Raw genomic sequence first — 14,105 nt, forward strand, 5'->3', positions numbered from 1 at the left:
GGCAGAGACAAACGAAAATGAAGTTTTCAAGTTTGGCTGTGCTGAACCGCCTCCTGTATTCGTGTAGCAAAGATAGGCAAAGTCGTATGTAAAAACAGAGCATGAGCCGATATTTTTACACGAAATCCCCTCTTGGTGGAACTGACGAGAGTGTGCCGGTCCTACGAGTTTTTCCAGAAATAGGAGGTAAAGAGGATGAGCACGGTGAACAGCTCGAGACGCCCGATGAGCATGATGAAAGAGAGGGTCCATTTGCCTATGTCGGGGATAAAGGCATAGTTCCCGACCGGTCCCGTGGCTCCGGCTCCCGGCCCGATGTTGCTCAGACACGAGAGGGTAGACCCGAAGGCCTCTTCGATCGAGAGCCCCAGTGCCGTCAGCACGATAGAGCCGGCAATGAGTACCATCACATAGACCAGGATGAAGGCCAGAATCTTGGAGACCACCTCGTGCGAAATGGCTTTGCCGTTGACCCGCACGGGCAGAATGGCGTTGGGGTGGATAACCCGGTAGAACTCGTTGCGGGTATTCTTGGCCAGCACTACCAGACGGTCTATCTTGGCACCGCCGCAGGTCGAGCCTGCACAAGCACCGAAGAACATGAGCAGCAGGAATACGGTAGTGAAGAAGGGTCCCCAGGCTACGTAATCACCCACGGTGTATCCCGTGCTGGTGATGACGGTGACTACCTGGGCCAGCGATACCCGCACGGTCTCTTCGAACGAACTGTTTTGTCCCGTCACATAGAGTCCGGCTACCACTACGACCGTAGCTCCCACGACGATAACGGTATACCATTTGGTCTCTTCGTTGGAGAAGAGTCGCTTCACGTCGCCGGTGACGGCCCGGTATACCAGGGCGAAGTTGATACCGGCCACAAAGGTAAATATCGTGATGACATAGTCGATATAGGCCGAGTGCCAGTGGTTGAGGCTGGCCTGCTTGGTCGAGAATCCACCCGTGGCCATGGTGCTGAAGGCGTGGCAGATGGCGTCGAACGGCTTCATGGGACCTACGCACAGCAACAGGCACAGAATGGCGGTGAGCGATATGTATACGTACCACAGCTTTTTGGAGGTCTCGCCAATCTTCGGTTTCAGTTTCTCGTGTGAAATGCCGGTCACCTCCGAGTTGAACAGAATCAGGCCGCCCTGGTGGTTGAGCATGGGCAGTATGGCGACGGTCAAGAGGATGATACCCATACCGCCGATAAGATGGGTGAAGCTGCGCCAGAACAGAATGCCGTGGGGCAGGGCTTCGACGTTGGGAATGATCGAGGCTCCGGTTGTCGTCAGCCCCGAAACGGTTTCGAAAAAGGCATCGGCTACACTCAGAGAGTTGGGCATAAAGCAGAAGGGCAACATGCCGAAGAGGGTGAAGAAGAGCCAGATGGAGGTGACAATCAGGTAACTTTCGCGTTTGCCCACTTCGTTGCGGGCATTCCGGAAGAAGTAGAACAGCGCACCTCCCGTGATGGCCGTTATCCCTATCGACAACAGGAAGGCCATGGCGTCGCCTTCGCCATAGATGAGGGCAACGATATAGGGCGCGAGCATGAGGATGGCCTCCAGACAGAGCAGCATCCCGATAAATTTCAGTATGACACGAACATTGATTTTGGCCATAGTCTCTCTCGTTAATTAAACAGCTTGTCTATTTTGTGCAGGGCCGTGTCGAGACAGAAGATGACGACGTGGTCGTTGGGCTGTATCCAGGTGTTACCGGTCACCACCATACCGTGACCGTTGCGCACCAGACCACCGATGGTCAGGTCCGACGGCAGTTTCAGGTCTTTGACCGGCGCTTTGGTAATCTTGGAGTTCTCTTTGGCGACGAGCTCCATCACTTCGGCATCCGACAGGGCCAGACATTTGGCGTTCGACGAGTCTTCGTCGAGCAGCAACTGGAAGATGCGGCTGGCCGCCAGCAGCTTCTTGTTGATGATGTTGCCGATGTTCAGCCGCTCAGCCGTCGAGATGAATTGCAGGTTCTCGACCTCGGCGATGGTCTTCTGCACTCCCAGCTCTTTGGCGGTGAGGCAGGCCAGAATGTTGGTCTCGGAGCTGTCGGTGAGGGCAATGAAGGCATCCATGTCGCGTATGCCCTCCTCTTTGAGCAGGTCCACGTTGCGGCCGTCGCCCTGGATGATGATGACATCGTGCATGCGCTCGGCCAGTTTGTAGCTCTTCTGGCGGTCGCATTCGATGAGCTTGATGTCCATGTCGTCGGGGGCATAGCTCGAGATGCGTATGGCAATGCGACTGCCGCCCATAATCATGATTTTGTGGATTTCGGCTTCGCTTTCGCCTGCGAGCTGTCGTATCTCCCCGATGTGGTTGGGCGTGGTGGTGAAGTAGGCGATGTCGCCCACCTTTATCTCGTCGTTACCACGTGGGATAATGGTTTCGTGTATGCGCTTGATGGCCGCAATGTGAAACTGGCTGTCGGCTGTGGTGACTTCGTAGAGTTTCTTGTTCAGAATCTTGGCGTTGTCGTGCAGCTTCACGCTCAAGACGATGAGCTCGCCGTTGCACAGCTCGAACCAGTTGCGGGTCCAGGTGTGTCGCAGGGCGGTGATTACCTCCTCGGCCGCCAGCTTTTCGGGATAGATGAGTTCGTTTACCCCCAGGCTGTCGAAGAAGGCTTTGTTCTCGGGCAGCAGATATTCGTAGTTGTCGACCCGGGCCAGCGTCTTCTTGGCTCCCAGTTTCGAGGCCATGGTGCAAGCCATGATGTTGCGGGTCTCGAACGGCATGACGGCGATAAACAGGTCGGCCTGGTGCACCTTGGCCTGTTTCAGGGTCATAAAGGCGGTGGGGTTTCCCACAATCGTCATCAGGTTGTAGTTGGCGTCGAGTTCTCTTAGCTTTTCTTCGTCGTTGTCGATCAGGATAATGTCCTGTTCTTCCCGGGAGAGCAGTTTGGCCAGGTGGGTTCCCACCTCTCCGGCTCCGGCGATGATGATTTTCATAATGTATACCCTTTGTATCTTTATATTCAATTACCCATGAGGGTCGCGTAAATACTCTCTTCGTCGATGCCGCACAGCTGGTGCAACTCTTTGACGGAGCCCTGAGCGATAAACCGGTCGGGAATGCCCATCCGTTTGATGCGGGGCGTGTAACCGTGGTCGGCCATGAATTCCAGCACGGCACTCCCGAATCCGCCGGTGATGCTCCCGTCTTCCAGGGTGATGACTCTCTTGTATTTCTGGCCTACCTCGTGGAGTATCTCCTCGTCGAGGGGCTTGACAAAAATCATGTCGTAGAGGGCTGCCTTCACGCCCGCTTCGCGTGCCCGTTGCACGGCGTGCAGGGCATCGACCCCGATGGGGCCCACGCAGAGCACGGCTATGTCGTCGCCTTCGCATAGCTGGCGACCTTTGCCGATGGGCAGCTCGTGCATGGGGCAGCGCCAGTCGACCTGGCTGCCGCTGCCGCGCGGATAGCGTATGGCAAAGGGCCCGTTGTTGCGCAGTTGCGCCGTGTACATGAGGTGGCGCAGGTAGTGCTCGTCCATGGGGGCGGCGATGGTCATGTTGGGAATGCAGCGCAGGTAGCACAGGTCGAATACCCCGTGGTGCGTCACCCCGTCTTCACCCACCAGTCCGGCCCGGTCGATGCAGAAGGTGACGGGCAGTTTCTGTATAGCCACGTCGTGTATCACCTCGTCGAAAGCGCGTTGCAGGAAGGTGGAGTAGATGCTGCAGAAGGGTTGCAGCCCCTCTTTGGCCAGTCCGGCGGCGAAGGTGGCGGCATGCTCTTCGGAGATGCCCACATCGAACGACCGCTGGGGAAAGCGCTCCATCATGAAACACGACGAGCTGCCTGTGGGCATGGCCGGTGTGATGACGGTAATCTTGTCGTTCTGCTCGGCCAGCTCGACCAGCGTGTGGCCGAATACGTCCTGAAACTTGGGGGGCTTGTTGCCCTCGGGCTCGCTTTTGCGTTGGCCCGTAGCGGGGTCGAAACAGCCGGGAGCGTGCCAGATGGTAGGCTCTTTTTCGGCCGGAGCATATCCCTTGCCCTTGATGGTGCGCAGGTGTAGTATCTTAGGCCCCGTCATATCCTTGATGTCGTTCAGTTTGTTGACGATATTGATGACGTTGTGGCCGTCGATGGGTCCGAAATAGCGTATGTCGAGCCCCTCGAATATGTTTTGCTGTTTGGTGATGAGCGCCTTCAGACTGTTGTTGAAGCGCAGTATCGCGCCGCGGTGCTCCTCGTCGATGAGGTTGAACCGCCGCAGGGTGCGGTAGGCGTCGTAACGCAGCCGGTTGTACCCCCGCGAGGTGGTGATGTTTACCAGATATTCGTTCAATCCGCCCACGTTATGGTCGATGGCCATATCGTTGTCGTTGAGGATGATGAGCAGGTTGTTGGGGTTAATCGAGGCGTTGTTCAGTCCCTCGAAGGCCAGCCCGCCGGCAATGGAGGCATCGCCGATGACGGCAATCACCTTGCGCTCCTTCTCCTCGTGTTTCAGCCGGGTGGCGATGGCCATACCCAGCGCGGCCGATATGGAGTTGGAGGCATGGCCGGCGATGAAGGCGTCGTATTCGCTCTCGGCCGGATTGGGGAAACCGCTCAGCCCGTTCAGTTTGCGGCAGGTGTCGAACCGCTCGCGGCGGCCGGTCAGTATCTTGTGCCCGTAGGCCTGATGCCCCACGTCCCATACGATGCGGTCGTAAGGGGTGTCGAATACGTAGTGCAGGGCTACGGTCAGCTCGACGGCCCCCATGCTCGACCCGAAGTGTCCCGGGTTGTGGGCCAGCGAGCCGATGAGGAAACGGCGTATCTCGGCACACACCTCGGGCAGTTTCTCGACCGGCAGTTTGCGCAGGTCGGCAGGGAAGTTTATCTGTTTGAGTAGTTCTATGTTATCGGGTTCCATTTTCAACTATTTTATCGACTTGGCGGCTCATTGGTTGTTGCTCTCTCGTTTCCATTGTTTGTAGAGAGGCACGAATACGATGATTCCCGAGGCTATGATGGCAAACAGCACTTGCCCATCAATACCTTTCGCCCAAATCAATGTCACGGCACAAAAAAGCCATAGCAGTGCGATACACGAAATGCGGAACACATTATATTTTCTCATATCAAAAAATCCTGTTTTTTCAGTGTATGGGTATCGACCTCCTGAGTCAACCTACAAATATAGATATTCTTTTGCAAGAAAAGAAAATATTATACCAAAATCGCGGAGTAAATAAAAGATGATATTTTATAAATATAAGATAATCAATCGATTGATGACTTTTCTCAAGCGGGCGTCGAAAGGGTGAAAAACAAAAGATAGCGTACCGTCGGGGAGGGTGGCACGCTATCTCGATGGGGGTGTTGCCGGGTGTGGCGGCGACGGGAGTCTTCACTCGATGTTTTTCCGTACCCGGGTGAGGTACTCTTTCATGCGGTCGGTATCTTTCTGTTCGACGATGTCGAGCAGGACCGAGAGTTGCTCCTGTATCTGCCGCACCTGCTGCGGGGTGTTGGGGTTGAAGAGTATCTCGGTGAGCAGGTAGTCGTCTTCCGAGAGCAGGCCGCGGGCAATGTCCATGTGCTTCTTGAAGGTGGTACCCGGGGCATCCTGGTGCTTCATGATCGAGGCGAATACCAGGGTCGAGGTGAAGGGTATCGACAGGGAGTAGGCGATGGTCTCGTCGTGCTCGCGGAACGAATATTCGAAGATGTTGAGCCGCAACCGCTGGTAGATGTCCTTGAAAAAGACTTTGCCCAGGTGGTCGCCCTCGGTGATGATGATGACGTGCTGCGTGCTCAGGTCGCTCAGGTTGGCAAAGGTGGGGCCGAACATGGGGTGGGTCGATACGAACGGGTGTCCCGCCCGGGCGTAGAACTCGGGCAGACCGGTCTTGACCGAGGCAATGTCGGACAGGATGGTGCGGGCCGGCAGGTAGGGGAGCACCGACTCGAACGCCTCGATGGTGTACTTGACCGTGGCGGCGTTGATGACCAGGTCGGGGGCAAACTCGCCTATCTCTTCGGGGCGGGTCATGCGCAGGGTGTTGAAGGCGAATCGAAGCCGTTGCGGGTCGACGTCGTAGAGGGCGACTTCGTGGTCGAAGCTGAGTACGTCGGCAAAGAACGACCCCATTTTGCCGGCTCCGAGAATAACGATTTTCATAGACAATGCGACAACTTGTAATCTTATTGCTAAGTGGTAATCTCCTTTTATTTATTGATAATCTCCATTTGCTGGTGTACCGACTCCTCATGAATGGCCTGCATGATCTCTTTCATGAAGTCGGCTCCCATGCCCAGCTCCACGGCCTCGGCCATGCGTTTCTGCAGAATCTCGTCGTAGCGGCTGGTCTGCAAAACGGGCATGCTGTGCTCCTTTTTGTATTGGCCGATTTCGCGCGAAACCCGCATGCGCTTGGCCAGCAGTTCGAGCAGTTGGTTGTCGAGCTGGTCTATCTGGCTGCGCAGCTCCGAGAGGTTCTCTGTGGTCTGGGTGGTCTCGCGAATCACCAGCATGTTCAGGATGTAGTGGAGGGCGTCGGGGGTCACCTGCTGGTTCTTGTCGCTCCAGGCGCAGTCGGGGTCGCAGTGCGACTCGACGATGAGTCCGTCGAAACCCAGGTCCATGGCCTGCTGGCACAACGGGGCCACCAGTTCGCGCTTGCCCCCGATGTGGCTGGGGTCGCAGAAGATGGGCAGGTTGGGCAGGCGGCGGCGCAACTCGATGGGAATGTGCCACTGGGGCAGATTGCGGTAGAGGTGCTTGTCGTAGCTGCTGAAGCCGCGGTGTATAACAGCCAGCCGATGCAGGCCGGCGTTGTAGATGCGCTCGACGGCGCCAATCCACAGCTCGAGGTCGGGGTTCACGGGGTTCTTGATGAGTACGGGAATATCGACCCCCTTCAGGGCGTCGGCAATCTCCTGTACGGCAAAGGGGTTGGCCGTGGTGCGGGCTCCGATCCACAGGATGTCTATGCCGTGCTTGAGGGCTTCGAACACGTGTCGCTCGGTGGCCACCTCGGTGGCGGTGTACATGCCGGTCTCCTCTTTCACCCGTTTGAGCCAGTTCAGCCCCTCTACGCCCACGCCTTCGAAACCTCCCGGTTTGGTGCGGGGTTTCCATATCCCGGCGCGGAATATCTTGATGCCTTGCCCGGCCAGTTGGCGGGCGGTGTTCATTACCTGTTCTTCGGTCTCGGCACTGCAGGGACCGGCTATGATGACGGGGCGCTTGAGGTCGACCCCGGGAAGTGTAATCGGTTGTAAGTCGTTCATAACAAATAGTATTTTAGGATTTCATTTTTTTCGATACGTTGTAAAGCTTCTTTCATTCGCTCTTCGGGGGCGCAGAGCGAAATGCGCAGGTAGCGGTTGCCCCCGCTGCCGAAGATGAACCCCGGGGTGATGAATACGCGGGCGTCGTAGAGCACGCGGTCGGCCAGCGATTCGGCGTCGCGGGCCTCGTCGGGGATGCGCCCCCACAGGAACAGCCCCACTTGCGAGGGGTCGTAGCTGCAGCCGAGCGCCTGCATGATTTGCTCGGCAACGGTCCGTCGCGAGCGGTAGACCCGGTTTACCTCGGCATACCATTCGGGACCGCACGAGAGTGCCTTGATGGCCGCGCTCTGCAAGGGGCGGAACATGCCCGAGTCGATGTTGCTCTTCACCCGCAATATCCACTCGACAAACTGCGGGTTCGAGGCCAGCATGCCGATGCGCCAGCCGGCCATGTTGTGCGACTTGCTCAGCGAGTTCATCTCGATGCAGCACTCGCGGGCGCCGGGTATCGACAGCAGGCTGAGGGGCCGGTCGTTGAGGATGAAGCTGTAGGGGTTGTCGTTGACGATGACGATGCCGTGACGCCGGCCGAACTCGACCAGACGGGTAAACAGCTCGACCGAGGCGTTGGCGCCGGTAGGCATGTTGGGGTAGTTGACCCACATGAGTTTGATGCGGTCGAGCGGCAGCGACTCGAGCTGATTGAAGTCGGGTTGCCACCCGTTCTGCGCGTCGAGGTCGTAGGTGAAGATTTCGGCCTCGGCCAGCCGGCTCACCGAGCTGTAGGTGGGGTAGCCGGGATTGGGTACCAACACCCCGTCGCCGGGGTTGAGGAAGGCAAGGCTGATGTGCAGGATGCCCTCTTTCGAACCGATGAGCGGCTGTATTTCGCGCTGGGGGTCGAGCTCTACGCCATACCAGCGGGCATACCAGTCGGCAAAGGCCTGCCGCAGTGCGGGAATGCCCACGTAGGGCTGGTAGCTGTGGGTGTCGGGGCGCCGGCTCTCGGAGCAGAGCGCCTCGATGGTATCGGCGTGGGGAGGCCGGTCGGGACCCCCGATGCCCAGGCTGATGATGTCGAGTCCTTGGGCATTGAGCCCGGCAATCTCTTTGAGCTTGCGCGAGAAGTAGTATTCGCTCACCTGGTTTACCCGGTGGGCGGGCCGTATGTCAAAGGGGTTTGTCAAATTCTGCATATTCTCCGAGTATTTTGAAGTTCTTGGTCAACGGCCGTATGGCGTCGAGCGATTGTTTGTAGCGGGTGAAGTTGTCGAACGTGAGGTCGATGTAAAACCGGTATTCCCACTCTCGCCCGATGATGGGCATGGATTGTATTTTCGACAGGTTGATGTCGTAGAAGGAGAGGATGGTGAGCACCTTCGACAGGCTGCCTTGCGTGTGGGGCAGGCTGAAGACGAGCGACGCCTTGTTGATGCGCTTGCCGGCGGTGAGCCAGTCGCTGTAAAGCGGGTCGGCCACGACCAGGAACCGGGTGAAGTTGCGCTTGTTGGTCTCGATGCCCTCGGCCAGGATGTTCAGACCGTAGATTTGGGCCGCCAGCCGGCCGCAGATGGCGGCATGCCCCGTGAGGTGGTGCTGGGCTATCTCCTGGGCGCTGCCCGCCGTGTCGTCCTTTTCGACGAGTTTCATGCGCGGGTGGGTCTTGAGAAACTCGCCGCACTGCATCAGGGCCATGGGGTGCGAGTTTACCTCGCGTATGTCGTCGAGGGTCTCGCCCGGCAGAGCGGCCAGTACGTGCGAGATGCGCAACTTGTATTCCCCCACGATGTTCAGATTGCTCTTGCGCAGCAACTCGTGGTTTTGCAGCAGGCTGCCGGCGATGGTATTCTCGATGGCGATGATGCCCAGCAGGGAGTGGTCGAGTGCCATGCGGTCGAACATCTCGGCAAAGGTGGCACAAGCGACGGTCTCGATTTCCTCCTCGCCGAAGTAGGCGCGGGCGGCGGCTTCGTGGTAACAGCCGGCTATGCCTTGTATGGTGACTCTCTTCTTCATAGGTCGAAAATAAAAAAATCCCGTTCGGTGGTTGAACGGGATTTTACTATACGTGTCGTTGTTCTGTTTTACATTCTCTTAATTGCATAAAACCCCGTTTTTATTTTGGCGAAAATAAAAATAAAAGTAAAAGTAATATGCAAAATCAAAGTTCTTCATCGTTTCTCTGTTGCGAGTTTGATGTTGCAAATGTAATGAAATCATTTTTGATTCCAAACAAATCGCTATAAATTTTTGAATAAAACGATATTTTTTTTATTCTTTTCGAATCGTAGCCGTCACGATGATTGTGCGGGCATATATAAGAAATAAGAAAAATTTGATATGGAGTCGATGCCGATACTTGCTTTTTTCACTACCTTTGTGTGAAAGATAGAAGGCATTAGGGCCAAGTCGGGTGGGGGAGAGTCTCTCTTTCTCTTCGATTCGGAGGGCTGTTGCCGACTGTCGCAACTTAACGAATAGAATGATTATGGACGCTTCGGAAGAAAAACTTTTCTCGACCCTGTGCGATACCCTTTGTGCAGCGGTAGAGAAGGCCCGTGCAGAGGCCCTGTCGCTCACCGACATGTATGTGCAGGTGAAGTATGACGAACAACTCTTTACCGTCTTCGACGACGGTGACGGCGTGCTGGCCCAGTCGACCATCGATGAGCTCGACGAGTGGCGCACGGCTCACGATGGCGACCAGCTGGATGCAGCCTTGATAGCCTTTTTGAGAAAGGTACTGGCCGATGAGCGGGTGAGCCAGGCTATTCACTCGCTGGATGTTATTTCGCCCTTCTCGGTGGTGCTGGTCAATGCCGACATGGAGCCGGTGGCCGACCTCATTACCATCGACGACGAGAATATCTATCTGCACGACGATTTCTGGGAAAAGATGGACAAGGAACTCGACGATTTCTTCGACCAGCTGATGGCCGATACCAAGTAGAACCTCTGTCCCCGACCGACCGGAAGGGGGGAAGGGGCACCCTCGGAGCCCCTCGTTTGTCGGTTCCGAAAAAAGAAAAAATTTAATAATAATTTGATTATCGAAAGATAAGCACTAATTTTGCGCTCTCAAAATTTGCACGCTTTTTGTAGGCAATAGAGAGTAAAAACAGTAAAGAGTCTAATTTAATAAAATTCATAAGAATGAACGTTTCACATCAAAACACCGACAACCTGAACGCTGTGATTTCAATTGAAATATCGAAAGCCGATTATCAGGACAAAGTTGATAAATCTCTTCGCGCCTACGGGCAGAAAGCCAATATCCCCGGTTTCAGAAAGGGGAAAGTACCCTTCAGCATCCTCACGAAGATGTTTGGCAAATCGGTACGGGTAGAGGAGATCAACCGTTTGGTTTCAGAGGCTTTGTACAATTATATCCGCGATAACAAACTCAACATTCTGGGCGAGCCCATGACGGCCGAAGACATGACGGTTGACCTGGATGCTCAGGACGATTTCACCTTCCGTTTTGATGTGGCTCTGGCCCCCGAACTGAATGTGAAGGTAGACAAGTCGATTTCGGTTCCCTACTACACGATTACGGTCGACGACGATATGGTAAAACGTCAGGACGAATCGTTCCGTGCCCGCTTCGGCAAACAGGTTTCGGTAGACGAGTCGACCGACGAGAAAGACCTCATCAAGGGTTCGATGGTCGAGCTCTCGAGCGACGGCACTCCCCTCGAAGGCGGCATCACGGTAGAGAGCACAATCGTTTCGCCCAACTACTTCAAGAGCGACGACGAGAAGGCCAAGTTTGCCGGCGTGAAGAAGGGCGACAAAGTGGTATTCAACCCCTCGAAGAGCTGCAACGCTTCGGTAGCCGAACTGGCTTCGATGCTCAATACCGACAAGGAGAAGGCTGCCAATGTGACATCCGACTTCGAAATGACAGTGACAGATATTACCCACCTGCAACCCGCCGAGTTGAATCAGGAGTTCTTCGACAGCATCTTCGGTAAGGATACCGTGAAGACCGAGGAAGAGTACCTGGCCAAAATCCGCGAGATGATTGCCCACCAGCTGGTTCCCGAGAGCGACTACCGCTTCTCGCTCGATTCGCGTGCTGCCATCGAAAAAGCCGTAGGCGACTTCGAATTGCCCGACGCATTCCTCAAACGCTGGTTGCTCGCTACCGACAAGGAGCGCAAGGCCGAGACCATCGACGACGACTACTCGCGCATGGTACCCGACTTGAAGTGGCAACTGATCAAGGAGCAAATCGTAAAACAATTCGATATTCATGTCGACGACAACGACCTGAAGGCTATGGCCAAACGTGTAGCCGCCAGCCAGTTTGCCCAATACGGCATGACCGGTGTGCCCGACGATGTACTCGAGCGCTACGGCAACGAGATGCTCTCGAACAAGGATACCCGTTCGCGTCTCATCAACCAGGCTACCGAGATGAAGATTCAAACGGCTATCAAGGAATCGGTAACCCTCAACCACAAAGAGGTATCGATGGAGAATTTCCAGAAGCTGTTCGAAACTGCAGAATAAGACCAGTCGATAGTAATTCGATATAAATTCACACGAAGCCCCGGAACCCTCTGTTTTCGGGGCTTTTTGTCACCTCGGCCCGGTAGTTTTGCCGGTTCGAGGGGCAGGCGGGTTGTGATGTATATATTATTTTTTGTGAAAGCAGGTCCTAAAAAACAGGTGGCTCGCCCAAATTTATTTGGGGCATAACTGTTTTTGTTTATATCTTTGTATGAGATAGAATGTGTTTTGACAAAGTCAAACAGTATCTTTGTTTCCCGGTTTGACTTTGGCTATGGCTTTCGCAACCATGGATTGAAAATAGGGATAGAAACAATTAAATACGTATAACATGACCAACGATTTTAGAAATTATGCGGTGAAGCATTTAGGCATGAACGGTCTGGCTTTGGACCAGTATGCACAGTTTACCAGCAGTTACCTCTCTCCGACCATTATGGAGGAGCGTCAGTTGAATGTCACTCAGATGGACGTGTTCTCGCGTTTGATGATGGATCGTGTGATCTTTCTGGGAACACCTATCGACGATTATACCTCGAATGTCATAGAGGCGCAGTTGCTCTACCTCGATGCCGCCGACCCCGGTAAAGACATCTCGATTTATTTCAATACGCCGGGCGGGTCGGTTTATGCCGGGTTGGGCATCTACGACACCATGCAGTTCATCAGCTGCGACGTGTCGACCATCTGCACCGGTATGGCCGCCTCGATGGGAGCCGTGCTGCTGGTAGCCGGTACCAAGGGGAAACGCTTTGCCCTGAAACACTCGCGGGTGATGATTCACCAGCCGATGGGTGGCGCCCAGGGTCAGGCCTCGGATATTGAGATTACCGCTCGCGAAATACAGAAACTCAAGAAAGAACTTTATACCATTATCGCCGACCACTCGGGCAACACCTACGAGCGGGTAGAGAAAGATTCGGACCGTGACTACTGGATGACTGCCGCCGAAGCCAAAGAGTATGGCATGATCGATGAGGTATTGGTTAAATCCAAGAAAAACGATTTGAACAATGGCGAAAGGTGAGAAGTGTAGTTTTTGCGGACGAGGTGAAAACGAGGTGCGGTTGCTGATGCCCGGCCGTGACGGCTGCATCTGTGACGAGTGTGCCGAACAGGCCTACCTCCTTTCCGAAGAGTATCTGCACAAGAAGCGGAAGAAAAATTCGAAATGGTCGATTTCGCGCGAGGAGTTGCCCAAGCCCGAAGAGATAAAGAGCTTTCTCGACCAGTACGTCATCGGGCAGGACGATGCCAAGCGCTACCTGGCCGTGTCGGTCTACAACCACTACAAGCGCATCATGCAGAATGCGACCGACGATGCCGACGATGTGGAGATAGAGAAGTCGAACATCATCATGGTAGGCCCCACGGGTACCGGCAAGACCTTACTGGCCAAGACCATTGCCCGGCTGCTCAAGGTGCCCTTTACCATTGTCGATGCCACGGTGCTCACCGAGGCCGGTTACGTGGGCGAAGATATAGAGAGCATTCTCACCCGCCTGCTTCAAGTGGCCGACTATGATGTGGAGGCCGCCGAGCGGGGTATCGTCTTTATCGACGAGATCGACAAGATAGCCCGCAAGAGCGACAACCCCTCGATTACCCGCGACGTGAGCGGCGAGGGCGTGCAGCAAGGGTTGCTCAAGCTGCTCGAAGGCTCTATCGTGAACGTGCCGCCCCAAGGCGGGCGCAAGCACCCCGAGCAGAAGATGATTCCGGTCAACACCAAGAACATCCTCTACATCTGCGGCGGGGCCTTCGACGGTATCGAGCGCAAGATAGCCATGCGGCTCAATGCCCACGTGGTAGGGTTCAACGGCGGTGGCAGCAACAACCGCATCAACCGCGACAACCTGTTGCAGTACATTGCCCCGCAAGACCTCAAGTCGTATGGTCTCATCCCCGAGATTATCGGGCGTCTGCCCATCCTCATCTACCTGAATCCCCTCGATCGCGACGCTCTGCGCCGTATTCTGGTCGAGCCCAAAAACTCGATTATCAAGCAGTATGTCAAACTGTTCGAGATGGATGGCGTGAAGCTCACCTTCGACGACGACATGCTCGACTATGTGGTCGACAAGGCCATCGAGTTCAAACTGGGAGCCCGCGGACTGCGCTCGATTGTCGAGACGGTGATGATGGATGCCATGTACGAGACCCCCTCGTCGGCGAAGAAGAAGCTGAACATCACCCGCAGCTATGCCGAGAAAAAATTAGAGAAAGCAAAACTATTGGCCGTATAAAAAAAGCAGCATTAAAATTTGGTAATTACGCAGAGTTGTTTATAAATTTGTTAGACCGATAAGAGATCGGCTAACCAATAACGAG

Annotated in this window: 12 protein-coding genes; 4 read left to right on the forward strand and 8 right to left on the reverse strand. The window is 55.0% G+C overall.

The window, feature by feature from the left end; genetic code table 11:
- Positions 1-161: 161 nt before the first annotated feature.
- The 8 genes from Q1K76_RS09515 to Q1K76_RS09550 form a co-directional block, all read right to left on the reverse strand.
- A complete protein-coding gene (locus Q1K76_RS09515) occupies positions 162-1,625 on the reverse strand; it encodes a TrkH family potassium uptake protein (protein WP_258326980.1) in 1,464 nt (487 codons plus the stop codon).
- A gap of 11 nt (positions 1,626-1,636) precedes the next feature.
- Positions 1,637-2,971 (reverse strand): Trk system potassium transporter TrkA, encoded by a 1,335-nt coding sequence (trkA, locus tag Q1K76_RS09520; RefSeq protein ID WP_087407770.1) that lies wholly within the window; start codon positions 2,969-2,971, stop codon positions 1,637-1,639.
- Positions 2,972-2,997: 26 nt separating this feature from the next.
- Positions 2,998-4,893, reverse strand: a complete 1,896-nt coding sequence (gene dxs / locus Q1K76_RS09525; RefSeq protein ID WP_258326979.1) for a 1-deoxy-D-xylulose-5-phosphate synthase — start codon at positions 4,891-4,893, stop codon at positions 2,998-3,000.
- A gap of 27 nt (positions 4,894-4,920) precedes the next feature.
- Positions 4,921-5,100 (reverse strand): hypothetical protein, encoded by a 180-nt coding sequence (locus Q1K76_RS09530; RefSeq protein ID WP_087407659.1) that lies wholly within the window; start codon positions 5,098-5,100, stop codon positions 4,921-4,923.
- 270 nt (positions 5,101-5,370) lie between these two features.
- Positions 5,371-6,144: a prephenate dehydrogenase/arogenate dehydrogenase family protein gene (locus Q1K76_RS09535; protein WP_087407658.1), complete on the reverse strand. Its 774-nt coding sequence runs from the start codon at positions 6,142-6,144 to the stop codon at positions 5,371-5,373.
- 47 nt (positions 6,145-6,191) lie between these two features.
- Positions 6,192-7,256 (reverse strand): bifunctional 3-deoxy-7-phosphoheptulonate synthase/chorismate mutase type II, encoded by a 1,065-nt coding sequence (locus Q1K76_RS09540; RefSeq protein ID WP_087407657.1) that lies wholly within the window; start codon positions 7,254-7,256, stop codon positions 6,192-6,194.
- Positions 7,253-8,455 carry an aminotransferase class I/II-fold pyridoxal phosphate-dependent enzyme gene (locus tag Q1K76_RS09545; protein ID WP_300132876.1) on the reverse strand — a complete coding sequence of 401 codons (1,203 nt, stop codon included), beginning with the start codon at positions 8,453-8,455 and terminating at the stop codon, positions 7,253-7,255. Before Q1K76_RS09545 ends, Q1K76_RS09540 begins: the two co-directional genes overlap by 4 nt.
- Positions 8,430-9,275 (reverse strand): prephenate dehydratase, encoded by an 846-nt coding sequence (locus Q1K76_RS09550; protein ID WP_087407769.1) that lies wholly within the window; start codon positions 9,273-9,275, stop codon positions 8,430-8,432. Before Q1K76_RS09550 ends, Q1K76_RS09545 begins: the two co-directional genes overlap by 26 nt.
- A 472-nt stretch (positions 9,276-9,747) precedes the next feature.
- Here Q1K76_RS09550 and Q1K76_RS09555 point away from each other — a divergent pair, with 472 nt between their 5' ends.
- The 4 genes from Q1K76_RS09555 to clpX all read left to right on the forward strand — a co-directional run bounded on the left by Q1K76_RS09555 (position 9,748) and on the right by clpX (position 14,020).
- Positions 9,748-10,209, forward strand: coding sequence for a hypothetical protein (locus Q1K76_RS09555; protein WP_087407655.1), 462 nt, complete (start codon positions 9,748-9,750; stop codon positions 10,207-10,209).
- Between the two features lie 203 nt (positions 10,210-10,412).
- Complete coding sequence (gene tig, locus Q1K76_RS09560) at positions 10,413-11,774, forward strand: trigger factor (protein ID WP_087407654.1); 1,362 nt, start codon at positions 10,413-10,415, stop codon at positions 11,772-11,774.
- A 331-nt stretch (positions 11,775-12,105) separates the two neighbouring features.
- Positions 12,106-12,801 carry an ATP-dependent Clp endopeptidase proteolytic subunit ClpP gene (gene clpP, locus Q1K76_RS09565; RefSeq protein WP_300132878.1) on the forward strand — a complete coding sequence of 232 codons (696 nt, stop codon included), beginning with the start codon at positions 12,106-12,108 and terminating at the stop codon, positions 12,799-12,801.
- The gene (gene clpX, locus Q1K76_RS09570) at positions 12,788-14,020 is read left to right on the forward strand and encodes an ATP-dependent Clp protease ATP-binding subunit ClpX (protein ID WP_087407652.1); all 1,233 of its coding nucleotides are present in this window, start codon (positions 12,788-12,790) and stop codon (positions 14,018-14,020) included. The genes clpP and clpX overlap by 14 nt, the downstream gene beginning before the upstream one ends.
- Positions 14,021-14,105: the final 85 nt, after the last annotated feature.

The organism is uncultured Barnesiella sp., assembly GCF_946496565.1.
GTDB classification, from domain to species: Bacteria; Bacteroidota; Bacteroidia; order Bacteroidales; family Barnesiellaceae; genus Barnesiella; species Barnesiella merdigallinarum.